The sequence below is a fragment of the Geodermatophilus ruber genome, assembly GCF_900114385.1.
In the GTDB taxonomy this organism is placed as follows: Bacteria; Actinomycetota; Actinomycetes; order Mycobacteriales; family Geodermatophilaceae; genus Geodermatophilus; species Geodermatophilus ruber.
Genome location: NZ_FOSW01000004.1, coordinates 1 through 24616, shown reverse-complemented (window position 1 = coordinate 24616; position 24616 = coordinate 1). Strand labels below are relative to the sequence as shown.

Here is a 24616-nt window from a genome sequence, read left to right as displayed (position 1 = left end):
AATGACCGAGGACGGCACGGGCGGGATGTTCGGCGGACAGCGCGACACCACGGCGATGGACCTGCGCCAGGGCACCCCGCTGGGCTCCGCGTCGGGCGACCTGCCCGCACCGGCCGCCCCACCCGTGCACGAGACCACCGCCATCGACCGCGACCGGGTGCCGCCGCCCCCGGCCGCCGCGGAGCCGCCCCGGCCGCGCGCCGTGGAGCAGCACCTGGACGAGATCCTCTCCGCGGTGCCGCAGCCGGACCCGATCGAGCTGGCCGTCCTCGACGCGCAGGGCCTGCTCTGCGCGGAGGAGGTGGTCAGCCAGCGGTCGCTGCCGGCCTTCGACCAGGCCGCGCTCGACGGCTATGCCGCGCGCGCCCTCGACGTGGAGGGGGCCACCCCCGAGGAGCCGGCGCAGCTGGCCGTGGTGGGGGAGACCGTGCCCGGGCCGAGCGGGCCGTCGTCCATCGGGCCGGGGATGGCCCACAAGGTGGCGGCCGGCGCGATGCTGCCGGCCGGGGCCGACGTCGTCGTCCCCGCGGTGTGGACCGACCGGGGCGTGGTCACGGTCGCCGTGCACGCCGGGCCGGAGGCCGGTGGGTACGTGCGCCGCGCCGGGGACGACGTGGCACCGGGCACCACCGCGGTGCAGACCGGCACGCCGATCGGCCCCGCCCAGATCAGCCTGCTGGCCGCCGTCGGCCGCGACCGCGTGCTGGTGCGACCGCGGCCGCGGGTCGCCGTCCTCTCCGCCGGCAGTGAGCTGGTCGACATCAGCGTCCCGCCGGAGCCGGGCCAGGTCGTCGACGTCAACAGCTACGCGCTGGCGGCCGCCGCCCGCGACGCCGGGGCGGAGGCCTACCGCTCGGGCATCGTCCCCAGCGAGCGGCGCCGCCTCACCGAGGTGCTGGAGAGCCAGCTGCTGCGTAGCGACCTGGTGCTCATCGCCGGCACCTTCGCCAGCGAGGGCGACATGGTGCAGGAGGTGCTCGCCGAGCTCGGCGACATGCACTTCTCGCAGGTCACCATGCACCCCGGCCCGGTGCAGGGCTTCGGCCGGCTGGGCCGCGACGCCGTTCCGGTGATCTGCGTGCCGGGGGAGCCGGTGGCTGCACTCGTCGGCTTCGAGGTGTTCGTGCGCCCGGCGATCCGGATGATGCTCGGCAAGCGGCAGCTGTTCCGCCGCACCGTGCAGGCGATCGCCGCCGAACCGCTGGTCTCGCCGCTGGGGTACCGGCAGTACCTGCACGGCCAGGTCATGCGGCACCCCGACGGCGGCTACGTCGTCGAGCCCCTCGGGGACGGCGACGAGGCGATGCTGGCCCGGATGGCGCGGGCCAACTGCCTCATCGTCATCGACGAGGACGTCACCGAGGTGGCCGCCGGTGGCCTGGTCACGGTCATGCCCCTGCTGCTGGGCGGCTGACCGCGACCGTGGCCGACCCCGCTGCACACCCCGGCTGGCCCGCGCGCCTGTCCTGGGGGCCGGTCGTGCTCGACCCGCTGCGCCGCCGGGACGCCGAGGAGTGGAGTCGCGCCCGGCTGGCCAACGAGGCGTGGCTCGCCCCCTGGGAACCCACCGCCGCGGCGTCGTGGGCGGCGCGGCACACGCCGTCGGCCTTCCGCGCGATGCGCCGCGTGGTCCTGCGCCGTGCCGGGCTGGGGATGACGCTGCCCTTCGCCGTCCGTGTCGACGGGCGGCTGGCCGGCCAGGTGACGGTCGACAACATCGTCCGCGGCGCACTGCGCTCGGGGAACCTGGGCTACTGGATCGACCGCTCGGTGGCCGGGCGGGGGATCGCCTCCCTGGCCGTGGCGCTGGTCTGCGACCACGTGTTCGGTGCCGTCGGGCTGCACCGGCTGCAGGCCGACATCCGGCCGGAGAACGTGCGCAGCCAGCAGCTGGTCCACCGGCTCGGATTTCGTCAGGAAGGTCTTCTGCGCCGGTATCTGGACATCGACGGCGAGTGGCGCGATCACCGGTCCTTCGCGTTGCTGGCCGAGGATTCGCCCAACGGGGTCCTCGCCCGCTGGAGCTCGCGCATACCACGGTGACCGACCGTGCGCGGGTGACTCTTTGTCGACACGCCGTGCCGACGGCACACCAGTCACACAACTCATCAGTGACACGCCCGCGCGCCTCCCTCGTCCGGGTCACTCCCTCCCTTAACTTCGCCGGCGAGTGGCTCTTGTGACGGGTGGTGTTCTGGATGGGATCGGGCGTGCTGTTGGCCGCGCTGGTCGTGCTGTGGTTCGTCGTGCTGGTGCCCATGGTGGTGACGCGAGGGAATTCGCAGACCACGCGGGCCGACTCGGGTCGGACGCTGCAGCGGCGCAGGACGGTGGACCCCGCGGTGTATGCCGAGACCGAGCGGGTGTCCATCGACCGGGGCGCCCTGCTGACCTCCGGTGAGCTGCGGATCGACGTGCACGCCGTGCGGCGGCGCACCCTGGCCGGGCTGGTGGCGCTCGCGCTGCTGGCGCTGGCCGGCGCGCTGGTCTACAGCCCCTGGGTCTGGATCGGCCAGGGCGTCATGGACCTCGTCGTCGTCGGCTACCTGATGGTGCTGCGCGCCGCCGCCCGCCGCGAGCGGCTGGCCGCCCGCCGGGCCGCCCGTGCCGCGGCCCGCGCCGCCCGGCAGCCCGCCGCCCGCCCGGCGCCGGCCATCCAGGAGCCGGCCGTCGCCGAGGCCGAGAAGGTCCACGCCACCACCGGCCTGCCGCACCCGAGCCTGCCGCTGGCGCCGGTGCACCCGCTGCGCCCGGGCCGGGTGGTCGCCGCGCGCACCGCGGCACCGGCCGGCTGGCAGAACAGCGCCGTGGTCGGCCTCGACGACGACGACATCGGCTTCGCCGACATCGACGTCTACCAGCCCAAGTGGGTGGTCAACGGCTGATCGGCACCCGGCGCCCGCCCCCCGCTGGCGGCGTCGGGGGCCGCGGACGGTAGTCTCTCCGTTCGTCAGGGGCTGTGGCGCAGACCGGTAGCGCACCTCGTTCGCATCGAGGGGGTCAGGGGTTCAAATCCCCTCAGCTCCACCCAGACACGCAGGAGCCCCGCCCGGGCCACCCGGGCGGGGCTCTGCGTGTCTGGGACGGCTTCAGTGCGTCCCGGGCCGTATCCCCCGGCGCGCCAGCTCGGCTGCGACCGCCGCCAGTCCGCTGGCTGCCAGCGAAGTGGCCGACGCCGCGAGCCGCCACGCTCCCGCCCTCGCCCCGACGGACACCGCCTGGACGCCCCGGGCGATGCGTTCGGCCGGGGTCGGCGGCCGGGACACCCAGGGGCGCCGGGCCCAGACCAGCCGGAGCCAGGACTGCCGTGCCGGCGGCCGCGCCCGCATCCGCCGGGCTCGTACCGCCGCGGCGGCCATCGCCGCCACGCCCGCCAGCGCGCCGGTCACGACCGCGGCTCGACGACCGCGCGGAGCCGCCTCGTCGGCGCCGGGCGGGAACTCCGCCGCGCTGGTCGGCAGCAGGCTGCCGGAGGCCTCCCGGGAGTACCCGATCCCGTAGTGCCGGTAGAGATCGATCTCCTGGGCCTCGGACAACCGGTGGGGGCCGCCGACCAGTGGCGCGCCGGTGACGTCGGAGCGGCTGACCGCCACCCGCACCCGGTCGCCGGCCGCCGCCGCGTCGATCACCGGCACGACCGCATTCACCCCGTCGACGTCGACGCACATCCACTCCGGTAGCCCCGTGGCCTCGTCGGCGAGGACGGCGGTGCAGGTGCCGACCCCGGTGCCCGCGCGGTCGACGACCGTCCTCCCGACCCAGGTGCTCGCCTCGTCTCGTCCAGGTAGACCCATCGCTGCCTCCCAGTGCAGGTGCGCCCGCCGGGTGTGGGCGCCACGCCGGGTCCCCTTCCGGGGTGCCGCGGGAGGTCTACCCGGCCCGCTCCCCGGCAACCTGATCGGCGGCGCCGCGGAAGTCCGGCGCGCGCTTCCCGACGAAGGCCCGCACGCCCTCCCGGCCCTCGGGATCGGCCGCGGACCGCGCGATCAGCCGCGCCTCCTCGTCCAGCTGCTCGTCCAGCGTGCGGACGGCGGCCTGCCGGACCAGCTCCCGTGTGCGGACCATCGCGCGCACCGGCCCCGCCGCGACGGCGTGCGCGAGCGCGGCCGCCGCGGTGTGCACCTCGTCGTCCTCCACCAGCCGGGCCACCAGGCCGGCCTGGTGCGCCTCGGCGGCGGTGAGGGCGCCGTCGGTCAGCATCAGGGCGAGGGCCCGCGGGGCGCCCAGCGCGTGGGTCAGCGCCCACGACGTCCCGCCGTCGGGGGAGAAGCCGATCGCGCCGTAGGCCGGCCGGATCTTCGTCGAGCTGCCGCACACCACCACGTCGCAGGCGCCGATCAGCCCCACGCCCGCGCCGGCGACCGCGCCGTGCACCCCCGCGACGACGGGCACCGGGCAGCCCACCAGCAGCCGGATGACCTCGTGCCAGTCGCGCGCCAGCTGCCCGACGAACGCGCCGGGGTCCGCGTTGGCGGCGAAGGCCTGCACGTCTCCGCCGACGCAGAACCGGGCGCCGTTGCCCAGCAGCAGCACGGTGCGCGCCTGCGCGGGCCGGCCGGTGAGCGCCGCGCCGAGCTCCGCGGCCATCGCCGGGTCGAGCGCGTTGCCGGCCTCCGGCCGGTCCAGGGTGATCCGCCAGACGTCACCGTCCAACTCGGTGAGCACCCGCGGGCGGTCCGGTGCGCCGGTCATCCTGCCTCCTCCTCGGTCGCTGCGGTCACCGTAGGGGCGGCGCGAGGGGTCAGAACCAGGAGGGGAACCACATCCGCTGCAGCCACTCGGCGTGCGACAGCGGCCGGCCGGTGAGCACCGGCAGGAAGAAGACGAACGTCGCGGCCACGACGCCGACGTACAGGCTCACGACGGCCAGCCCGACCTGCCGGCGCCAGCGCTCGACGCCGGGCCGGCCGAGGACGTCCTGCAGCACGAGCACCACCGCGAGCACGAAGAACGGCAGCACCGGGGCCATGTAGAAGACGAACATCGTTCGCTCGGGGCTGAGGAACCAGGTGCCCCACCCCGCGGCGATCGCCACGGTGACGGTCAGCGCGGCGGGGTCGCGCCGGGCCACGAGCCGCCAGGCCAGCCACACCAGCGCGGGGGCGAAGGCGAACCAGAGCGTCGGCGTCCCGACCATGAGCATGTAGCGGACCACCTGATCGCCCGCGGAGTCGGTGAGCCCCTGCGGGTTCCACAGCAGGATCGGCCGCCCGTTGACCAGCCACGACCACGGTCCCGACTCCCAGGGGTGCGGCGTCGACAGGCCGTTGTGGAAGGCCAGCCACTCGGCGTGCTGGTGCCACAGTGAGCGCAGCGCGTCCGGGACGAACGGGAAGGCCGTGTCGGGGTGCTGCTGGGCCCAGTGCCGGCCCTGGGAGGTCTCCCCGAGGAACCAGCCGGTGAACGAGGCGAGGTAGGTGAGCACCGGGACGGCGGCCAGCGCCCACAGGGCTCCGGGCAGCCCGCGGCGCGCCGTCACCAGGGTCGGCCGGGGCACCCGCGCCTCGCGCCAGGCGGCGCGGTCCCAGAACAGCGACAGGACGGCGAAGAAGGCGAGGAACCACACCCCGCTCCACTTCACCGCGCATGCGCAGCCGAACAGCAGCCCCGCGGCCAGCCGCCAGCCGCGCGGGCCGAGCCGGAAGCCGCCGGCGGCCACGGCGCCCCCGGCCGCCCGGATGCGCGCCCGCAGCCGGTCCCGGTCGACGACGAGGCAGGCCACCGCGGCGAGCACGAACACCTGCAGGAACACGTCGAGCAGGGCGATGCGGGAGAGCGTGAAGGCGAAGCCGTCCAGCGCGAGCAGCAGGCCGGCCACCAGGCCCAGCAGGGTGGACCCGGTCAGCCGGCGCGCCAGCCGGGTGAGGACGACGACGGAGACCGCCCCCGCCACCGCCGCGGGCACCCGCCAGCCGAAGGAGTCGTAGCCGAACAGGCGGATGCCGCCGGCGATCAGCCACTTGCCCAGCGGCGGGTGGACGATGAACGTGTAGCCGCGGTTGTACTCGTGCCCCCACTCGAGCATCTCGCGGGCCTCGGGCGGGTAGTACGCCTCGTCGAAGAGCAGGTCACCCGGGTAGTCGAGGTGCCACAGCCGGCTGCCCAGGGTGAGGAGACCGAGCACCGCCGTCAGCACCCAGGCCAGGAGCCGATCGCCCGGCAGCGGCGGGGTGGTGTCGCGACGCGGCCGGGGGACCGGCCACCGCCGCGCGGGCGGCGTCCGGGGCTCGCCGGCCCCCTGCCCCGTCCGCTCGGGAGCCAGCACCGCCATGGGGCCAGGGTAGTGAAAGGACCCGCCTGCCCCCCGGCGCTCGCGAGCTCGCACCGGCCCCTGCAGGCAGGCCTACGGCGATCGGCGTGACAGGCTCGCGGCATGACTGGTCGGCTCGTGCTCGGCGGCGCCCCGCTCGGCCAGCCCGGCGACGTGGGGCCGCGGCTGCGGCGGGCGATCGCGGAGGCCGACGTCCTCGCCGTCGAGGACACCCGCCGGCTGCACCGGCTGGCCAACGACCTGGAGGTGACCGTCTCGGGCCGGGTGGTCACCTTCCACGAGTCGGTGGAGCGGGCGCGGCTGCCCGGCCTGCTCGCCGCCCTGGCCGAGGGGCGGACGGTGCTGCTGCTCACCGATGCCGGCATGCCCTCGGTGTCCGACCCCGGCTACACGCTCGTGCGGGCGGCCATCGACGCCGGGGTCGAGGTGACCTCGGTGCCCGGCCCGTCGGCGGTGACCACGGCCCTGGCGGTGTCGGGGCTGCCGGTGGACCGGTTCTGCTTCGAGGGGTTCCTGCCGCGCAAGGCCGGGGAGCGACGGGCGCGGCTGTCGGCGCTGGCCGACGAGCGGCGCACGATGGTGTTCTTCGAGTCGCCGCACCGGCTGGCCGACGCGCTGGCCGACGCCGCGGCCGCGTTCGGGGACGACCGGGCGGCCGCCGTGTGCCGCGAGCTGACCAAGACCCACGAGGAGGTCCGCCGCGGGCCGCTGGCCGAGCTCGCCGGCTGGGCGGCCGGGGGCGTGCGGGGGGAGATCACCCTGGTCGTCGGGGGCGCGGTGCCGGCGCCGGTCGAGCTGGACGCCGGGCAGCTGGCCGCGGAGGTGGCTGCCGAGGAGGCCGCGGGCGCGACCCGCAAGGACGCCATCCGCGCCGTCGTCCTGCGCACGGGGCTGCCCCGGCGCACCGTCTACGACGCCGTCGTCGCCGCCAAGGACGCCTGACCCGTGGATCGTCAGAGCCAGCCGTTGCGCTTGAAGCCGCGGTAGAGGAGCAGGCACACCACCGCGATCAGGCCCAGCACCAGCGGGTAGCCGTAGCGCCAGTCCAGCTCGGGCATGAACCGGAAGTTCATCCCGTAGATCCCGGCGATCGCGGTCGGGACGGCGATGATGCCGGCCCAGGCCGAGATCTTGCGCATGTCCTCGTTGTCGGCCTGCGAGGTGCGGGCCAGCGACGCCTGCAGGATCGAGGTCAGCAGCTCGTCGAGGCCGGCGACCTGCTCGCGCACGCGGATGGCGTGATCGTCGACGTCGCGGAAGTAGGAGCGCATCGCGTCGGGGACGACGTCGACCTGCCGCTCCGCGAGCTTCTGCAGCGGCACCTCCAGCGGGGAGACCGCACGCCGCAGCGACATCAGCTCCCGCTTCAGCTGGTAGAGCCGGCCGATGTCGTCGGTGCGCCGGTCGCTGAAGACCGAGGCCTCCAGCTCGTCGACGTCCTCCTCGACCGCGCTGGCGACGTCGACGAACGCGTCGACCACCTGGTCGGCCACGGCGTACAGCACCGCCGCCGGCCCCAGGGTGAGCAGCTCGGGCTGGCCTTCCAGGCTGCGCCGCAGGTCGGTGAGCCCGCCGTGCTCCCCGTGCCGCACGGTGATCACGTAGTGGGCGCCGAGGAAGACCATGATCTCGCCGGTGTCGACGACCTCGCTGGTGGCGGTCAGCCGGTCGTGCTCGACGTAGGTGGCGGTGGTGAACACCATGAACAGGCCGTCGTCGTAGCGCTCCAGCTTGGGCCGCTGGTGGGCGTAGACGGCGTCCTCGACGGCCAGCGGGTGCAGGCCGTAGTGCTCGGCGATCGTGCCGAGCTCGGCCTCGGTGGGGGCGTAGAGGCCCAGCCAGACGAAGCCGCCCTGCGCGACCGCCTGGTGCAGCGCCTCGTGGTGGTCGACCGGCTCCTGGCGGCGGCCGTCGACGTAGACCCCGCAGTCGACGACGGGGCCGACGCCGTCGGGCCGGGAGGGCGTGGTGCGGGCGGCGCCCGGGGTGCGGGGGCGCAGCGGCGACAGGGGTCCGGACGGCGCCCTCCCGGCCGCCTCCCGGGGGATCTCCGTGCCGGTCATCGTGTTCCTTCCCGCTGGCGCCTGACCTGTCAGCGTAGGCATGCGAGCGCGCCGCACCCGTGCGACGCTGCCCGGGGACCAGTCGCGCCGGCGCCGCCGGCCCGCCGGGGGAGGGGACGCACATGGCCACAGCCGCACATCGGGTCAAGTCCGTCGAGGACTCCATCCGCGACACCGACGAACCCGAGCACCGGCTCAAGAAGAACCTCTCGGGTCTGGACCTCACGGTCTTCGGTGTCGGGGTGATCATCGGCACCGGCATCTTCGTGCTCACCGGTGTCGTGGCGCGGGACCAGGCGGGCCCGGCGGTCGCCCTCTCCTTCGTCATCGCCGGCGTGGTGTGCGGTCTCGCGGCGCTGTGCTACGCCGAGTTCGCCTCGACCGTGCCGGTGGCCGGGTCGGCCTACACGTTCTCCTACGCCACCTTCGGCGAGTTCGTCGCCTGGATCATCGGCTGGGACCTCGTGCTCGAGCTGGCCCTCGGCGCGGCCACGGTGTCGGTCGGCTGGTCGGGCTACCTCAACCAGCTGCTCGACGACGTCGGCCTCGCGCTGCCGTCGTCGATCGCGGGGGAGACGGCGGTCTTCAACATCCCGGCGATCGCGATCGCGCTGGCCATGACCGCCGTCCTGGTGCTGGGCATCAAGCTCTCCTCACGGGTCACCGCGGTGATCGTGGCGATCAAACTGGCGGTCGTCCTGCTGGTGATCGCGGTCGGCATCTTCTACATCAACGCCGACAACTACTCGCCCTTCATCCCGCCGGCCGAGCCCGCCGCCGCCGGGGAGGGGGGCTGGCTGGACACGCCGCTGATCTCGGTGCTCACCGGGTTCAGCCAGGGCACGTACGGCTGGGGCGGGGTGCTCGCCGGCGCCGCCATCGTGTTCTTCGCCTTCATCGGCTTCGACATCGTCGCGACCGCCGCGGAGGAGACCCACAACCCGGCCAGGGACCTCCCGCGGGGCATCATCGGCTCGCTGGCCATCTGCACCGTGCTCTACGTGGCGGTCTCCCTCGTGGTCGTCGGCATGCAGAACTACACGGAGCTCTCCGCGACCGCGCCGCTGGCGGGGGCGTTCGCCGCCAACGGGCTCACCTTCTTCTCGAGCATCATCTCGCTGGGTGCGCTGGCCGGGCTGACCTCCGTCGTGATGATCCTGATGCTGGGCCAGTCGCGGGTGCTGTTCGCGATGAGCCGCGACCACCTGCTGCCGCGTCCCCTGGCCAAGGTGCACCCCCGGTACGGCACCCCGTACCGGATCACGATCGCCACCGGCGTCCTCGTGGCGATCCTGGCCGGCGTCGTCCCGCTGACCGAACTGGCGGAGCTGGTCAACATCGGCACGCTGTTCGCCTTCTTCCTCGTGTCGCTCGGCGTGATCGTGCTGCGGCGCACCCGGCCGGACCTGCCCCGTGCCTTCCGCGTGCCGTTCGTGCCCGTGCTGCCGATCGTCTCCGCGTTGGCCTGCCTCTGGCTGATGGCGAACCTCCCCACCGAGACGTGGCTGCGGTTCGTGATCTGGATGGTGATCGGCGTCGTCGTGTACTTCGCGTACGGCCGCGGGCACAGCCGCATGGCCACGGGGGAGCGGCGGCCCTCCGGCGCCCCGCAGGACGTCCCCGGGAGCTGACCCCCGAAGGGGTGAGACGGGGCGCCGCGGCGGTACAGCGGAGCCCGGCCCGGGCCGACCTGACCGGTGACCACCGTCCCCGGCCAGGAAGAGCAGCCCCGTGGCGAGCACCGTCCTCGACGCCCGCGAGACCCTCGCGGCGCCGCCCGCCGTCCACCGCCGTCCGCCCGCCGCCGTGGTGGCGGCCGCGGTCGTCGCCGGCGTGGAGGCGGTGGCGCTGGTCGCCGGCGCGCTGACCGGCCTCGACGGACTGCTCCTCTCCCCGCTGCGCCCGTCCGGTGGCGTGGTCGCCGCGCTCCTGCTGCTCCTGGCCGGGTGGGTGGTGCTGTGCGCCGGTGGCGGCGCCCTCCTGGTCGACGGGTCGGGACGCCGGCTGCTCACCGCGGTCTGCTACGGCGAGCTCGCGCTCATCGGCCTCCTGCTGGTGCTCAGCCAGGTCACGCCGGTGCTGGACACGCTGCCGGCCACCCTCCCGCTGCCCGCGCTGGCGCTGCTGACCCTGGCCGTGCCGATCGGCAAGCTGCTGCTCGCCGGCGCGCCGTCCGCGCTGGCCTGGGTGGCCCAGGGGCCGCGGGCGCCCGCCCGCCGGGGGACGCCGGCCCCCGTGGACCGGCGCCTGCGCGCCGCCACCGTCGCGGTGATCGGGCTCGCGCTGTGCACCGTCGCCCTGCTCACCCCGGTGCCGGAGGCCGCGCCCGACGCACCGGTGACGGCGGGGACCAGCCAGCGCTGACCGGGGTGGACGGGGCTCCGTACTCTCGACGGCGTGAGTGATCGGCACATCCTGACCGCGGTGGCGTGGCCCTACGCCAACGGTCCGCGGCACATCGGCCACGTCTCCGGTTTCGGCGTCCCCTCCGACGTCTTCAGCCGCTACCACCGCATGGCGGGTGACCGGGTGCTCATGGTCAGCGGCACCGACGAGCACGGGACGCCGATCACCGTCGCGGCCGACGCGGAGGGCATCACCCCGCGGGAGATCGCCGACCGCAACAACCGGATCATCGTGAACGACCTGGCCAGCCTCGGGCTGAGCTACGACCTGTTCACCCGGACGACGACGGAGAACCACGCCGCGATCAGCCAGGAGATCTTCCTGGGGCTGCTGAAGAACGGCTACGTCTTCCCGAAGAAGACGCTCGGCGCGATCAGCCCGTCCACCGGCCGCACGCTGCCCGACCGCTACATCGAGGGCACCTGCCCGATCTGCGGCTACGACGGCGCCCGCGGCGACCAGTGCGACAACTGCGGCAACCAGCTCGACCCGGTCGACCTGATCAACCCGGTGAGCCGGATCAACGGCGAGACGCCGAAGTTCGTCGAGGAGGAGCACTACTTCCTCGACCTGCCGGCGTTCACCCGCGCCCTCGGCGACTGGCTGGGCACGCGGCAGGGCTGGCGGCCCAACGTCCTGAACTTCGCGAGGAACCTGCTCACCGACCTCAAGCCGCGCAGTTACACCCGCGACATCGACTGGGGTGTGCGCGTGCCGCTGGAGGGCTGGATCGACCGGCCGGACAAGCGGATCTACGTGTGGTTCGACGCCGTCGTCGGCTACCTGTCGGCCTCGATCGAGTGGGCCCGCCGCTCCGGGGACGACGACGCGTGGCGGCAGTGGTGGCAGACGCCGGACTCCGACGCCTACTACTTCATGGGCAAGGACAACATCGTCTTCCACGCCGAGATCTGGCCCGCTCAGCTGCTCGGCTACAACGGCGCGGGCGACAAGGGCGGCACCCCGGGTGGGCTGGGCCGGCTGAACCTGCCCACCGAGGTGGTCTCCAGCGAGTTCCTCACCATGGAGGGGCGCAAGTTCTCCTCCTCCCGGCAGGTCGTCATCTACGTGCGCGACTTCCTCGCCCGCTACGACGCCGACGCGCTGCGCTACTTCATCGCCGCGGCCGGGCCGGAGACCCAGGACACCGACTTCACCTGGTCGGAGTTCCGCCGCCGCAACAACGACGAGCTGGTCGCCGGCTGGGGGAACCTGGTCAACCGGTCGGTGTCGATGGCGGCGAAGAACGTCGGCGCCGTCCCCACGCCCGGCGAGCTGACCGACGCCGACCGCGCGCTGCTGGCCACGACGTCCTCGGCGTTCGGGCCGATCGGTGAGCTGCTGTCCCGCAACCGGCAGAAGGCCGCCGCCGCGGAGGCGATGCGGGTGGTCGGCGAGGCCAACAAGTACCTGTCGGACCAGGCGCCGTGGAAGCTCAAGGAGGACCCGGCCCGCCGCGACACGGTGCTGCACACGGCACTGCAGGCGGTCAGCGACTGCAACGCGCTGCTGACCCCGTTCCTCCCGCACTCCGCGCAGAAGATCCACGAGCTGCTCGGCGGCACGGGGGTGTGGTCGCCGGCCCCCCGGATCGAAGAGGTCACCGACCTCGACGACGGCTCGCCGTACCCGATCATCACCGGCGACTACGACGCGGCGCAGGCCGTCTGGGCGTCCCGGCCGCTGCAGGCGGGGACGCCGTTGGCGCCGCCCACGCCGGTGTTCAAGAAGCTCGACGAGTCGATCGTGGAGGACGAGCTGCGGCGGCTGGAAGAAGGCGAATGAGTCGCTCGGCGAGCTCCCGGGCCAACCGGCGGGGCGAGGCGCCGCCCTCCCCGGAGCCGCTGCCGGCGCCGGCGGTCGACAGCCACACGCACCTCGACATCGCGGTCGGCGGGGAGGACCGGCAGCCCACCGACGCCGAGGTGGACGCCGAGATCGCCGCCGCGGTCGCCGTCGGCGTCCCCCGGCTGGTCCAGGTGGGGGTGGACGTCGGCTCGTCGCAGTGGTCGGCGGCGCTGGCCGCCCGGCACCCGAACGTGCTGGCGGCCGTCGCTGTCCACCCGAACGAGGCCGGGGCGGGTGCCGCCACCGACGACGCGCTGGCCGAGATCGACCGGCTGGCCGCGCTGCCCCGCGTGCGGGCCGTGGGCGAGACCGGCCTCGACCGGTTCCGCACCGGCCCCGAAGGGTGGGCCGCGCAGGAGGCGTCCTTCCGCGCGCACATCCGGATCGCCAAGGAGCGCGGCGTCGCCCTGGTGATCCACGACCGGGACGCCCACGGCGAGATCCTCCGCGTGCTGGACGACGAGGGGGCGCCGGAGCACACCGTCTTCCACTGCTTCTCCGGCGACGCGGTCTTCGCCAAGGCCTGCGTCGAACGCGGGTACGTGCTGTCCTTCGCCGGCACGCTGACGTTCGGCAACGCCGGCTACCTGCGCGAGGCCGCGGCGCTCACGCCCGTGGAGCAGCTGCTGGTGGAGACCGACTCGCCGTTCCTCACCCCGGTGCCCCACCGCGGCCGGCCCAACGCCTCGCGGCTGGTGCCGCTCACCGTCCGGGCCCTCGCCGAGGTCACCGGGGTGGAGATCGCGCAGCTCTGCGCGGCGCTGACCGCGAACGCCGAGCGCGTCTTCGGCCCCTGGGAGGGGGAGCCGATTTCGTGCTCAGCGGAGGCCGCCGGGCGCTTCTGAACGGGGGACACTGGGCTCGTGGGCCGCCTCATCGCCGTCGTGCTGTTCATCGCCGTGCTGGTCCCGGGTGTCCTGCTGGCCCGCGCCTGGGCGCTGGCCGCCGGTCGCCGGGCGGTCGCCTCCGCCGGTGTCGAGTTCGCCACGCCCACACCCGAGGGCGCCGCGACGCTGCAGCGGCAGGCGCAGCACGGCCGCCGGGTCCGCCGGCTGGGCCTGCTGCTGGGCATCATCGGCATCGTGGTCAGCGTGGTCCTCTTCGCCGAGGCCTCGGTGTTCCTGTGGCTGCCGGCGCTGGGTATCGGCCTCCTGACCGGCGTGCTGCTGGCCGAGGCGACCCGGTCGCGGCCGCGCTGGCGGCTCAGCTCGCCGGCCCGCCGGCCGCGGCGCAGCGAGCAGATCTCGCTGTGGCTGCTCTGGACGATGCGCGCGGTCGTGGCCGCCGAGGTGGTCGTCGTCGCGCTGATGTGGCACCGGGACGCCCTGCCCGACTCCGTCGGCTGGGTGGCCCTGGTCGTGCCGCTGCTGGCGTGGGCCCTGGCCGAACTGGCGCTGCTGCGTGCCCTGGCCCGCCCGCTCCCGGCGGAGGGGGCCGACGTGCCGGTCGACGAGGCGCTGCGGACCTGGACGGCCCACCTGGTCACCGCGGCCACCAGCGTGCTGGCCCTGCTGCCGCTCGGCACGCTGCTGCTCGTCGCCGGCATCGACCTGGGGGACCGGGTCACCGAGGGCGTCGACCTGGTGCCGGTCGCGCTCGTCGCGGGCGGCTTCGCCGGCGTCGCCGCAGGCCTCGGGGTGGCGGGGTTCCTCCTCACCTGGTTGCGGCCGGTGCAGGCGGCGGATCGGGCGCTGGCCGGCTGAGCAGGCACTTTCTTCTGTGACCTCGGTCACACACTGAGGCGGTCCCTGCCCCCAGGGTCGAACGCCCCTGGGCGGAGTGCCGTTCACTGATCGTGTCGGCGCGCCCACATGTCGTCAAAGCGTCCCTCTGGTTCACTGCTCTCGCGCCGTTGCTGTACGTAGTCCGTTCGTTATCGTGTCGTGACCAGCCGGGGTGGGGACCGACCCGGGCGGCACCTCGACCGGGAGCCTGAGCTCCCGGTCGATCGCCGTCCAGGCCGGGGACGCGCATGGCGGCCACCGCTCGGTGGTCCGCCGGGGCTCTCCTCTGCCCGGGTTCCGTGACCCCTGGAAGTGACGTGCCCCGATCGCTGAAGCTCGCCCTCTTCGCCCTGGTCCTGCTCGGACTTGCGGGCGGCTCCCTGGCCTACTTCGCCGCCCAGAAGTCCCTGACGCTGACCGTCGACGGACAGGCGCGCGAGGTCAGCACGTACGCCGACACCGTCGGTGAGGTGCTCGAGGAGGAGGGCCTTCGGACCGAGGCGCACGATGTCGTCCTGCCGGACGCGGCCGCCGGCGTGGCCGACGGCGACACCGTCGTCGTGAACCGGGCCCGGCCGCTGCAGCTGACCGTCGACGGGGTGGAGAGCGAGGTCTACGTGACCGCGCTGTCGGTCGACGAGGCGCTCGAGCAGCTCGGCTACCGCGCGGAGGACCTCGTGGTCTCCGCCAGCCGCAGCGAGCGCCTGCCGCTGGACGGCATGGCCCTGTCGATCACCACGCCCAAGGACGTCACCCTGGTCGTCGACGGCCAGCAGCGCGCGGTCACCACCACCGCGGCGACCGCCGCCGACCTGCTCGCCGAGCAGGGCATCACCCTGGCCGAGACCGACCGGACGAGCCTCTACCCCGAGCAGGCCCTGCTCCATCGCATGGTGCTGCAGGTCTTCCGGGTGCAGGTCGACGAGGTCGTCGTGACCACCCCCATCCCGCACGGCACCGTCGAGACGCCGAACCCCGAGGCGTTCACCGGTGAGAAGACGGTCACCCAGGAGGGCGTGGACGGCGAGCAGGCCACCACCTACCGGGTCACGGTCACCGACGGCGTCGAGACCGCCCGCGAGCAGCTCGCCACCACCGTCACCCGCGAGCCGGTCGACGAGCTGGTCACCGTCGGCACCAAGGAGCGCCCGGCGCCGGCGGTCACCGCCGACGGCCTGAACTGGGCGGCGCTGGCGCAGTGCGAGTCCGGCGGCCGGCCGAACGCGGTGAGCTCCACCGGCACCTATCGTGGCCTGTACCAGTTCTCCCGGGGGACCTGGGCCTCCGTCGGCGGGACAGGGGACCCGGCGGCCGCCTCAGCCGAGGAGCAGACGATGCGCGCGCAGATGCTGTACGCCCGTTCCGGGGCCGGCCAGTGGCCGCACTGCGGCTCGCGGCTGTTCAGCTGATCGGGTCCTCCTGAGCACGCCCGCCGAGCCCACCGACGGGCTGCTGGGCCCGGCCGCCATCCGCGACCTCGCCCAGCAGCTCGACCTGCGGCCGACCAAGACCCTCGGGCAGAACTTCCTGCACGACGCCAACACGATCCGCCGGATCGTCCGCACCGCCGAGCTGACGCCCGACGACGTCGTCCTCGAGGTCGGCCCGGGCCTGGGCTCGCTGACCCTCGGGCTGCTGCCCGCGGTCGCGCACGTGACCGCCGTCGAGATCGACCCCCGGCTGGCCGAGCGGCTGCCCCGCACGGTGGCCGAGCGGGTCCCGGCGCTGGCCGACCGGCTCACCGTGGTCCAGGCCGACGCGCTGCGGATCCTCGAGGTGCCGGGGCCGCCGCCCACGGCGCTGGTGGCCAATCTGCCGTACAACGTGGCCGTGCCGGTCCTGCTGCACCTGTTGGAGCTGCTGCCCACCCTGCGGCGCGCCCTCGTGCTGGTCCAGGCCGAGGTGGCCGAGCGCCTGGCTGCCCCGCCCGGGACGGCGGCCTACGGCGTGCCGTCGGTCAAGGCCGCCTGGTACGGCGAGGTGCGCCGGGCCGGCAACGTCGGCCGCCGGGTCTTCTGGCCCGAGCCCAACGTCGACTCCGGACTGGTTGCCCTCGTCCGCCGGCCCCCGCCGCCCGGCGACCGTGCCGCGACGTTCGCCGTCGTCGATGCCGCCTTCGCCACCCGCCGCAAGGGGCTGCGCGCCGCGCTCGCCCGCTGGGCGGGCAGCCCCGCGGCCGCCGAGGCCCGGCTGCGGGCGGCCGGCATCGACCCGGCCACCCGGGGGGAGCGGCTGTCGGTGACCGACTTCGCCCGCCTGGCCGCGACCGAGCCGGCGCAGCAGGCATGAGCTGGTCGGCGCCGGGCGGTCCGGGCCGGATCGCCGGGGACGGCGCGGTGGTCGCCCGCGCACCAGCCAAGATCAACGTGCACCTCGCCGTCGGGCCGCTGCGTTCCGACGGCTTTCACGAGCTGCGCACGGTCTACCTGGCGGTCTCGCTCTTCGACACCGTGACCGTCCGCCCCGGTGACGGGCTCGCGCTCGAGGTGGCCGGGGAGGGTGCCGCGGCGACGACGGGTCCCGACGCCGTCCCGGCTGACCGCCGCAACCTCGTCTGGCGGGCCGCCGAGCTGCTCGCCGAGCGGGCCGGGGTGGCCGCCGACGCGTCGATCACCGTCGACAAGTCGATACCGGTCGCCGCCGGCCTGGCCGGGGGCAGCGCCGACGCCGCGGCGGCGCTGGTGGCCCTCGACGCGCTGTGGGGCACTCGCGCCACGAGGGGTGAGCTGGCCGCGCTGGCCGCGCAGCTCGGCAGCGACGTCCCGTTCAGCCTGCAGGGCGGGGTGGCGCTGGGCTCGGGCCGCGGCGAGCAGCTCTCCCCGGTCCTGGCGCGCCGGCGGTGGGACTGGGTGCTGGGCATCGCCGGGGAGGGGCTGTCGACGCCGGCGGTCTACGGCGAGCTGGACCGGCTGCGGGCCGCGGGGCGGCTGCCCGGCGGGGAGGAACTCACCCCACCCGAGCCGGTGATCGCCGCGCTGCGCAGCGGACCGGTGGCGGCGCTGGCCGCCGCGGTCTCCAACGACCTGCAGCCCCCTGCGCTGTCGCTGCGGCCGCCGTTGCGCCGCGCCCTGCGCGCGGCCGCCGAGGCCGGGGCCGCGGCGGCGGTCGTGAGCGGCTCCGGCCCCACGGTGGCCGCCCTGGCCGAGGACGAGGAGTCGGCGGTGCGGCTGACCGCCGCGCTGGCCGGCGAGGGGGTCTTCCGCACCGTGCGGGCGGTGCACGGCCCGGTGCCCGGGGCGCGGCTGGTCGGCTGAGCCGCGCTCAGCTCTCCGGCGCGTCGGCCAGCCCGGGAGCGGGATCCAGGTGGGCCAGGCCGTTGTAGGCGAGGTTGACCAGGTGCGCGGCGACCTCCCGCTTGCCCGGCGTGCGGGTCTCCAGCCACCACTGGCCCACCAGCGCCACCATGCCCACCAGCGCCTGGCTGTAGAGCTCGGCGAGGTGGCGGTCGTAGCCCCGGGCGTCGAACTGGGAGCCGAGGATGTGCTCGACCTTGCGCGCGACCTCGCCGATCAGCGACGAGTACGTGCCCGACGCGCTGGTCACCGGGGAGTCGCGGGAGAGCACCGTGAAGCCGTCGGTGTCCTCCTCGATGTAGTCCAGCAGCACCAGGGCGGCCCGCTCGAGCAGGTCGCGGGGGTGCCCGCCGGCCGCGAAGGCGGAGGCGAACCGGTCGAGCAGCCGCTGCATCTCCCGGTCGACGACGACGGCGTAGAGCCCCTCCTTGCCGCCGAAGTGCTCGTAGACGACCGGCTTGCTGACGTCGGCCCGGGCGGCCAGCTCCTCGATCGAGGTGGCCTCGTAGCCGCGCTGGGCGAACAGCTCCCGTCCGATGTCGAGCAGCTGCTGGCGGCGCTGGGCGCCGGTCATCCGGACCCGGGGACGGGCAGCGCCGCTGGACACGGCGTCCATGGTGCCCCGGGATCGCGCCCGCCCGGACGACCGGGGGGACGCCGGTCGCCCGGGCGGGCGAGGATCGATCGGGGTGCTCAGGACGCGGCCGACGCCGGGACCCGCCGCTTCGCGGCGAGCCGCACCGGGTCGGGCCACTTCACGTCGCGCGCCCAGCCGAGCTTCTCGAACAGCCAGATCACCCGGGCGCTGAGGTCGATCTGCCCGCGCAGCACGCCGTGCCGGGCGCAGGTCGGGTCGGCGTGGTGCAGGTTGTGCCACGACTCGCCGCCGCTGAGGATCGCCAGCGGCCAGAAGTTCGTGGCCCGGTCCCGGGAGACGAACGGCCGGCTCCCGACGACGTGGCAGACGGAGTTGATCGACCAGGTCACGTGGTGCAGCAGGGCCACCCGCACGAGCCCGGCCCAGAAGAACGCCGTCCACGCGCCCGCCCAGCTCGCCGTGACCAGCCCGCCGATGACCGCGGGCAGCGCCAGGCTGAGGAACGCCCAGACGATGAACAATCGGCTGGTGATCCGCAGCCCGCGGTCCTTGAGCAGGTCCGGGGCGTAGCGCGCGGCGTTGGTCTGCCGGCGGTCGAACAGCCACCCGAGGTGGGCGTGCCACATGCCCTTGAGCAGGGCGCGGGTGTCGGTGCCGTAGCGCCACGGCGAGTGCGGGTCCCCCGCGCGGTCGGAGAACGCGTGGTGCCGGCGGTGGTCGGCGACCCACTGGACGACCGGCCCCTGGATGGCCATGCAGCCCACGACGGCCAGCGCGATCCGCAGCGGCCGGGCGGCCCTGAACGAGCCGTGCGTGAAGTGCCGGTGATAGCCGACGGTCACGCCCAGCAGGGTCAGGAAGTAGAAGCCGACGGCGAGCCCGACGTCGAGCCAGGACAGCCCCCAGCCCCAGACGGCGGGCACCGCCGCGGCCAGCGCCAGGAACGGCACGACCACGAACACGTAGAGGGTCACCTGCTCGAGGTGGCCCTTCTCCTTGCCGAGGGCGTTCGCCGGCAGCCCTCCGTCGGGGTCGGCGGGGCGGCGCACCGGGACCGTGGGCCGGGTGACGGCGGGAGCGGACAAGCGGCCTCCTGGGCACGAGGATTCCCGGTCCCTGCGCGGTGCGCGGTGGCCGGGGTTACGAGCCCGTAACCTACGTGACCGTAGGGAGGTCCGCCCGCCCGGCAGGTGAACGCCGCCCGGTGCGGCGCCCTAGTCTCCAGGGGGACGCCCGTCCATGGGGGATGGGGTAATCGGCAGCCCGCCGGCCTTTGGAGCCGGGAAGTCTCGGTTCGAGTCCGAGTCCCCCAGCCACCGCCGGCCCGGTCCCGGGCCGTTCCGCCGTCCGGCGCCCGCAGGGGGCGCCGTCGACCGAGGAGATCCATGATCGACCAGCAGCCGGCTCCCGACGTGGCCGCCGTCGTCGTCCTCGCCGCCGGGCAGGGCACCCGCATGAAGTCGGCGACGCCCAAGGTCCTGCACACCCTGGGCGGGCGCAGCATGCTCGGTCACGTGCTCAGCGCGGCCGCCCCCCTGGCGGCCCGCCACACCGTGGTCGTCGTCGGCGCCGGGCGGGCGGCGGTCGAGGAGCACCTGGCGGCGATCGCCCCCGGCGCCCTGCCGGTCCTGCAGGAGGAGCAGCGCGGCTCCGGGCACGCGGCCGCGGTGGCGCTGGACGCGGTGCCCGACCTCGACGGCCCGGTGCTGCTGGTCAACGGCGACGCACCCCTGCTGCGGCCCGAGACGGTCACCGCGCTGGTCGACGCCCACCGCGCGGCGGGCAACGCGCTGACCGTGCTCACCGCCGAGGTCGACGACCCGACCGGGCTGGGCCGGATCGTCCGGGACGGCGCGGGCGCCGTGCGGGCCATCGTGGAGGAGCGCGACGCCACGGACGAGCAGCGCGCGATCCGGGAGATCAACGCGGGGGTGTACGTCGGCGACGCCGCGGCGCTGCGCCGCTCGCTGGCCCGCGTCGGGGCGGACAACGACCAGGGCGAGCAGTACCTGACCGACGTCCTGGCCCTGCTGGTGGCCGACGGCGAGCGGGTGGGCGGCGCCCGCGCCGGGGACCCGGTCGACGTGCTGGGCTGCAACGACCGCCGGGAGCTGGCCGCGCGCCGCCGCACGCTCAACGACCGGGTGCTCGACGAGCTGATGCGCTCCGGCGTCACCGTCGTCGACCCGGCCACCACCTGGGTCGACGTCACCGTCACCGTCGAGCCCGACGCGGTCATCGAGCCCGGCGTCCAGCTGCAGGGGACGACGCGGGTGGCCACCGGCGCCGTCGTGGGGCCGGACAGCACGCTGGTCGACACCGCGGTCGGTGAGGGAGCCGGCGTCGTCCGCGCGCACTGTGTCGGTGCCGAGATCGGCCCCGGGGTCTCGGTGGGGCCGTTCGCCTACCTCCGCCCGGGCACCCGGCTGCACGCCGGGGCCAAGGTCGGCACCTTCGTGGAGACGAAGAACGCCGAGGTGGGGGAGGGGTCGAAGGTGCCTCACCTGTCCTACGTCGGGGACGCGACCATCGGCCGGGGCACGAACATCGGGGCGGCGACCGTCTTCGTCAACTACGACGGGGTCGCCAAGCACCACACGACCATCGGGGACCACGCCCGCACGGGGGCGGACAACATGTTCGTGGCGCCGGTCACCGTGGGGGACGGCGCCTACACCGCGGCCGGCTCGGTGATCACCACGGACGTCCCCCCGGGTGCGATGGGCATCGCACGGGCGGCCCAGCGGAATGTGGCAGGCTGGGTGAGCCGCAGGCGGCCGGGTACCGCCGCGGCCCAGGCCGCGGATGCGGCCCAGGATGCAGGGGCCGCAGGGGCGGCCGACACTCGTACGCAGGTGTCCGAGTAGGGCCGGCCCGTCTCCGACACCGACGAACCAAGGGGCAGTTGAGCCGATGAGCGCCATCCGGCAGACCACCAGCAAGAGCCTGATGCTGTTCTCCGGCCGGGCCTTCCCGGAGCTGACCGACGAGATCGCCGGTCACCTCGGGGTGACGCCGACACCCACCGCCGCGTACGAGTTCGCCAACGGCGAGCTGTTCGTCCGGTTCGAGGAGTCCGTACGCGGCTGCGACGCCTTCGTCGTGCAGAGCCACACCGCGCCGATCAACACCTGGCTCATGGAGCAGCTGATCATGGTCGACGCGCTCAAGCGCGCCTCGGCCAAGCGGATCACCGTGGTCGCGCCGTTCTACCCCTACTCCCGCCAGGACAAGAAGCACCGCGGCCGAGAGCCGATCTCCGCCCGGCTGGTGGCCGACATGTTCAAGACCGCCGGCGCCGACCGGCTGATGACCGTCGACCTGCACACCGCGCAGATCCAGGGCTTCTTCGACGGCCCGGTGGACCACCTCTTCGCCCTCGACCTGCTCGTCAACCACGTCCGCGAGCGCTGGAGCGGCCGGGACGTCACCGTGGTCTCGCCCGACGCCGGCCGCGTGCGGGTCTCCGAGCGGTGGAGCGACAAGCTCGGCGGCGTCCCGCTGGCCTTCATCCACAAGACCCGTGACCCGTTGCGGCCCAACGAGGTCGTGGCCAACCGCGTGGTCGGCGAGGTGGAGGGGCGGTCCTGCGTCCTCGTCGACGACATGATCGACACCGGCGGCACGATCGTGAAGGCCGCCGAGACCCTGTTCGACGCCGGCGCGGCCGACGTGATCGTCGCCGCCACGCACGGCGTGCTCTCCGGGCCGGCCGTCGACCGGCTGAAGAACAGCCGGATCAGCGAGGTCATCGTCACCAACACGCTGCCGATCGAGCCCGAGCGCCAGTTCGACAAGCTGACCGTGCTCTCGATCGCCCCGCTGCTCGCTCGGGCGATCAAGGAGGTCTTCGAGGACGGTTCGGTCACGAGCCTCTTCGACGGGGCCAGCTGACGGGGAGGCCGCCGGCCGCCGGGGAACGGCACCTGGCCGCGGTACCCGGCCGGCGGCCGGGTAAGGTGGCACAGCCCGGCGAGGGAGACGGTCCGTCCGTACTCCGTGATCGACGTGCGTGTGCCTTCCGGGGTGTGCCGCGCCGTGCGCCGGTCAGAGACCCGATCCCCTCTCGAGGAGCACACCACCGTGGCTGACTTCCGCCTCGCCGCCGAGCCCCGCACCGAGTTCGGCAAGGGCGCCGCCCGCCGTCTCCGCCGGGCCGGCCGCATTCCCTCCGTCATGTACGGGCACGGCCAGGACGTCGTCCACCTGTCCCTGCCCGCCCGCGAGTTCGCCGCGACGCTGCGCAAGGGCGGCGGCAACGTCCTGCTCACCGTGGTCCTCGACGGCAAGGAGCACCTGGCCCTCACCAAGGCCGTGCAGCGCGACCCGCTGACCCGCGAGCACGAGCACGTCGACCTGCTCGTCGTCCGCCGTGGAGAGAAGACCACCGTCGACGTGCCGGTCGTCATCGTCGGTGAGCCGGCCCCCGACACCATCCCGAACCACCAGCTGAACACCGTCTCGATCGAGGCGGACGCCACCAGGCTGCCCGACACGATCGAGGTCGACATCACCGGCAGGAGCGCCGGACAGGGGATCACCGCCGGCGACCTGGTCCTGCCGTCCGGCGCGACGCTCGTCACCGACCCCGAGGCGCTGGTCATCGGCTTCCTCGGCGCACCCACCGCCGAGGCCCTCGAAGCCGAGCTGGAGGCCGCCGAGGCCGAGGCGGGCATCGAGCGCGAGGAGCCCACGGCCGAGGAGCCCGCCGGCGAGGCAGCTCCGGCCGAGGCCGGCTCGGACGACCAGTCCTGAGCAGGACCCCCTGAGCAGCACCGCGCCCCCCGGGGGCGCCGGCAGTGCCGGCGCCCCCGGGGAGCCTGTGTCCGAGGGCCCGTTCCTCGTGGTCGGCCTCGGCAATCCCGGCCCCTCCTACGCGGGGAACCGGCACAACGTCGGCGCGATGGCGCTCGACGAGCTGGCCGCCCGCGCCGGCATCCGGCTGTCCCCCGGCAAGGGCGCCCGGTCCCGGGCGCTGTCGGGTGAGGGGCGGCTGGCCGGCCGGCGCGTCGTGCTGGCCCGCCCCACCACCTACATGAACGAGTCGGGCGGCCCGGTCCGCGGCCTGCTCGACTACCACCGCATCCCGGAGACCGACCTCATCGTGCTGCACGACGAGCTCGACATCCCCTTCGCCAGCGTGCGGCTCAAGCGCGGCGGCGGCGAGGGCGGGCACAACGGCCTGCGCTCGATCTCGCGGTCCCTGGGCACCAAGGACTACCTGCGCGTGCGGATCGGCATCGGCCGCCCGCCGGGCCGGCAGGACCCGGCCGACTTCGTCCTCAAGGACTTCTCGGCCACCGAGCGCAAGGAGCTCGACCTGCTCCTCGCCGAGGCCGTCGACGCCACCGAGGAGCTGCTCACCCGTGGCCTCGAGGGCGCGCAGAACCTGGTCCACGCCCGCACCTGACGAGCCGCCTCGACGCGCGGTGGGCAGGCTCATCAGGAGGGCCGCGCTGGGCCGTGGGTCGTCGCCCGAACAGGTGAACCGCTCCGGAGGCTGTTGCGCCCTCGATTACCCTCTGCAAGTTCGGAGGGGGCCGCCGAGTCGCCTGGAGCAGCGCCGCCACGCTCTCGGGCCCCGAAGGCAACTGTCCGTGATGATGGACGGGATGGTTGATCTGGGGGGACACCACAGCTTCGTGAATCGAGTTCAGGGTGCCGCTGGCTGACGTCGCGGAAACCCGGGCAGGGCGCCGCTGCGGATGCTCCCCGACTTCCCGTTTCCGTGTGGAGCGTGTGGCGATTCGTCGCCAGTCTCCTGCTGTATGCCGTCGTCGCGTCGGCTGTTGTCGTGATCGGTACCAGTCCGACGACCCCCAGTGCACATGCCGATCCTGTGCCGAGCGACGCAGATCCGTGGTCGGCAGCGGGGCCGGCAGAGGAGGCAGCCCGGCAGGTCGCGCGGCTGCTTCCAACCGCCGGACCGTCCGGCGAAGAGGGGATCTGGACCACGGTCTTCGCGGACGAGTTCGACGGTCCGAGCATCGACCGGGCGAAGTGGCGGGTGAACCGCTACGGGGGGACCAGCGACGACGGGCCGTTCAACCCGCAGCACGAGGGCGCGTACTAGACGAGTAAGTCCGAACTCGATCAGTGGTCGTAGGCGATCAGGGATCGGGTGATCGGCTGGCCGGTGGCGCGGTTGTGCCAGATCGCGGCGGTCAAGGCCAGGATCCGTTGAGCGACGCGGGTAGCCACGCCGGTGAGCGTGCGTGCGCCGTGCAGTTCCAGGTCCAGCTGGCCTTTGAGGGTGTCGTAGACGGACTCGATGAGCTGCCGGATCGGCGCCAGCAGGCCCTGGCCGGGCCGGGGTGCGCGGTGGCGCAGGGACGGGCGCAGCAGATCGGCGCCGCGCCGGTGCAGGTAGTCGTCGAGTTCGGCGGAGATGTAGCCCTTGTCGGCGATGAGCA

General features: G+C 74.4%; 24 protein-coding genes, 2 tRNA genes and 1 pseudogene. 19 read left to right on the top strand and 8 right to left on the bottom strand.

Annotated features, from left to right (window positions below):
• The first annotated feature begins 1 nt into the window (after position 1).
• The 4 genes from glp (at position 2) to BMZ50_RS07635 (ending at position 3027) form a co-directional block, all read left to right on the top strand.
• A complete protein-coding gene (gene glp, locus BMZ50_RS07650) occupies positions 2-1414 on the top strand; it encodes a molybdotransferase-like divisome protein Glp (RefSeq protein WP_245753499.1) in 1413 nt (470 codons plus the stop codon).
• 8 nt (positions 1415-1422) lie between these two features.
• On the top strand, positions 1423-2043 hold the full coding sequence (locus BMZ50_RS07645) for a GNAT family N-acetyltransferase (protein WP_091322835.1): 621 nt from the start codon (positions 1423-1425) through the stop codon (positions 2041-2043).
• A 167-nt stretch (positions 2044-2210) separates the two neighbouring features.
• A complete protein-coding gene (locus BMZ50_RS07640; protein WP_245753452.1) occupies positions 2211-2885 on the top strand; it encodes a hypothetical protein in 675 nt (224 codons plus the stop codon).
• A 68-nt stretch (positions 2886-2953) separates the two neighbouring features.
• Positions 2954-3027 (top strand) — tRNA-Ala (locus tag BMZ50_RS07635).
• 62 nt (positions 3028-3089) lie between these two features.
• Here the strand turns inward: BMZ50_RS07635 and BMZ50_RS07630 are convergent.
• From BMZ50_RS07630 to BMZ50_RS07620, 3 genes are all read right to left on the bottom strand, one after another.
• The gene (locus BMZ50_RS07630; protein WP_091322831.1) at positions 3090-3794 is read right to left on the bottom strand and encodes a hypothetical protein; all 705 of its coding nucleotides are present in this window, start codon (positions 3792-3794) and stop codon (positions 3090-3092) included.
• Positions 3795-3870: 76 nt separating this feature from the next.
• A complete protein-coding gene (locus BMZ50_RS07625) occupies positions 3871-4692 on the bottom strand; it encodes an enoyl-CoA hydratase/isomerase family protein (RefSeq protein WP_091322830.1) in 822 nt (273 codons plus the stop codon).
• 49 nt (positions 4693-4741) lie between these two features.
• On the bottom strand, positions 4742-6271 hold the full coding sequence (locus BMZ50_RS07620) for a dolichyl-phosphate-mannose--protein mannosyltransferase (RefSeq protein WP_091322827.1): 1530 nt from the start codon (positions 6269-6271) through the stop codon (positions 4742-4744).
• 102 nt (positions 6272-6373) lie between these two features.
• Between BMZ50_RS07620 and rsmI the strand changes: the two genes are divergently transcribed.
• A complete protein-coding gene (gene rsmI / locus BMZ50_RS07615) occupies positions 6374-7213 on the top strand; it encodes a 16S rRNA (cytidine(1402)-2'-O)-methyltransferase (RefSeq protein ID WP_091322825.1) in 840 nt (279 codons plus the stop codon).
• 11 nt (positions 7214-7224) lie between these two features.
• Here the strand turns inward: rsmI and corA are convergent, their stop codons facing one another.
• Positions 7225-8334 (bottom strand): magnesium/cobalt transporter CorA, encoded by a 1110-nt coding sequence (corA, locus tag BMZ50_RS07610; RefSeq protein WP_091322824.1) that lies wholly within the window; start codon positions 8332-8334, stop codon positions 7225-7227.
• A 122-nt stretch (positions 8335-8456) separates the two neighbouring features.
• Here corA and BMZ50_RS07605 point away from each other — a divergent pair, with 122 nt between their 5' ends.
• The 6 genes from BMZ50_RS07605 (at position 8457) to BMZ50_RS07580 (ending at position 15721) form a co-directional block, all read left to right on the top strand.
• Positions 8457-9965: an amino acid permease gene (locus BMZ50_RS07605; protein ID WP_091322822.1), complete on the top strand. Its 1509-nt coding sequence runs from the start codon at positions 8457-8459 to the stop codon at positions 9963-9965.
• Positions 9966-10065: 100 nt separating this feature from the next.
• Positions 10066-10698, top strand: a complete 633-nt coding sequence (locus tag BMZ50_RS07600) for a hypothetical protein (RefSeq protein WP_091322820.1) — start codon at positions 10066-10068, stop codon at positions 10696-10698.
• A 33-nt stretch (positions 10699-10731) separates the two neighbouring features.
• Positions 10732-12525: a methionine--tRNA ligase gene (gene metG, locus BMZ50_RS07595; protein WP_091322818.1), complete on the top strand. Its 1794-nt coding sequence runs from the start codon at positions 10732-10734 to the stop codon at positions 12523-12525.
• Entirely contained in the window at positions 12522-13433 is a 912-nt protein-coding gene (locus BMZ50_RS07590; protein ID WP_091322816.1) for a TatD family hydrolase, read from the top strand. The genes metG and BMZ50_RS07590 overlap by 4 nt, the downstream gene beginning before the upstream one ends.
• An 18-nt stretch (positions 13434-13451) precedes the next feature.
• Positions 13452-14291, top strand: a complete 840-nt coding sequence (locus BMZ50_RS07585) for a hypothetical protein (protein ID WP_091322814.1) — start codon at positions 13452-13454, stop codon at positions 14289-14291.
• A 338-nt stretch (positions 14292-14629) separates the two neighbouring features.
• Positions 14630-15721 (top strand): resuscitation-promoting factor, encoded by a 1092-nt coding sequence (locus BMZ50_RS07580; RefSeq protein ID WP_091322812.1) that lies wholly within the window; start codon positions 14630-14632, stop codon positions 15719-15721.
• Here BMZ50_RS07580 and BMZ50_RS24695 read toward each other — a convergent pair.
• Positions 15714-15965, bottom strand: coding sequence for a hypothetical protein (locus BMZ50_RS24695; protein ID WP_245753510.1), 252 nt, complete (start codon positions 15963-15965; stop codon positions 15714-15716). The genes BMZ50_RS07580 and BMZ50_RS24695 overlap by 8 nt on opposite strands.
• Here BMZ50_RS24695 and rsmA point away from each other — a divergent pair.
• A complete protein-coding gene (gene rsmA / locus BMZ50_RS07575) occupies positions 15858-16601 on the top strand; it encodes a 16S rRNA (adenine(1518)-N(6)/adenine(1519)-N(6))-dimethyltransferase RsmA (protein ID WP_245753497.1) in 744 nt (247 codons plus the stop codon). The genes BMZ50_RS24695 and rsmA overlap by 108 nt on opposite strands.
• Complete coding sequence (locus BMZ50_RS07570) at positions 16598-17566, top strand: 4-(cytidine 5'-diphospho)-2-C-methyl-D-erythritol kinase (RefSeq protein ID WP_091322810.1); 969 nt, start codon at positions 16598-16600, stop codon at positions 17564-17566. The genes rsmA and BMZ50_RS07570 overlap by 4 nt, the downstream gene beginning before the upstream one ends.
• A 7-nt stretch (positions 17567-17573) precedes the next feature.
• Here the strand turns inward: BMZ50_RS07570 and BMZ50_RS07565 are convergent, their stop codons facing one another.
• Positions 17574-18212, bottom strand: coding sequence for a TetR/AcrR family transcriptional regulator (locus BMZ50_RS07565; protein ID WP_245753450.1), 639 nt, complete (start codon positions 18210-18212; stop codon positions 17574-17576).
• An 86-nt stretch (positions 18213-18298) separates the two neighbouring features.
• Positions 18299-19288 (bottom strand): acyl-CoA desaturase, encoded by a 990-nt coding sequence (locus BMZ50_RS07560; RefSeq protein ID WP_091322803.1) that lies wholly within the window; start codon positions 19286-19288, stop codon positions 18299-18301.
• A 155-nt stretch (positions 19289-19443) separates the two neighbouring features.
• Between BMZ50_RS07560 and BMZ50_RS07555 the strand changes: the two genes are divergently transcribed.
• The 6 genes from BMZ50_RS07555 (at position 19444) to BMZ50_RS07530 (ending at position 24276) form a co-directional block, all read left to right on the top strand.
• Positions 19444-19519, top strand: a tRNA-Gln gene (locus BMZ50_RS07555).
• Positions 19520-19588: 69 nt separating this feature from the next.
• Positions 19589-21070 (top strand): bifunctional UDP-N-acetylglucosamine diphosphorylase/glucosamine-1-phosphate N-acetyltransferase GlmU, encoded by a 1482-nt coding sequence (gene glmU, locus BMZ50_RS07550; RefSeq protein WP_091322801.1) that lies wholly within the window; start codon positions 19589-19591, stop codon positions 21068-21070.
• 46 nt (positions 21071-21116) lie between these two features.
• Positions 21117-22097: a ribose-phosphate diphosphokinase gene (locus BMZ50_RS07545; protein WP_091322799.1), complete on the top strand. Its 981-nt coding sequence runs from the start codon at positions 21117-21119 to the stop codon at positions 22095-22097.
• Positions 22098-22286: 189 nt separating this feature from the next.
• A complete protein-coding gene (locus tag BMZ50_RS07540; protein WP_091322796.1) occupies positions 22287-22958 on the top strand; it encodes a 50S ribosomal protein L25/general stress protein Ctc in 672 nt (223 codons plus the stop codon).
• A gap of 67 nt (positions 22959-23025) precedes the next feature.
• A complete protein-coding gene (gene pth, locus BMZ50_RS07535; RefSeq protein ID WP_091322794.1) occupies positions 23026-23613 on the top strand; it encodes an aminoacyl-tRNA hydrolase in 588 nt (195 codons plus the stop codon).
• A gap of 327 nt (positions 23614-23940) precedes the next feature.
• Complete coding sequence (locus tag BMZ50_RS07530; protein ID WP_143087117.1) at positions 23941-24276, top strand: hypothetical protein; 336 nt, start codon at positions 23941-23943, stop codon at positions 24274-24276.
• 20 nt (positions 24277-24296) lie between these two features.
• Here the strand turns inward: BMZ50_RS07530 and BMZ50_RS07525 are convergent.
• Positions 24297-24616: pseudogene (locus BMZ50_RS07525) on the bottom strand (IS982 family transposase); the annotation flags it as partial.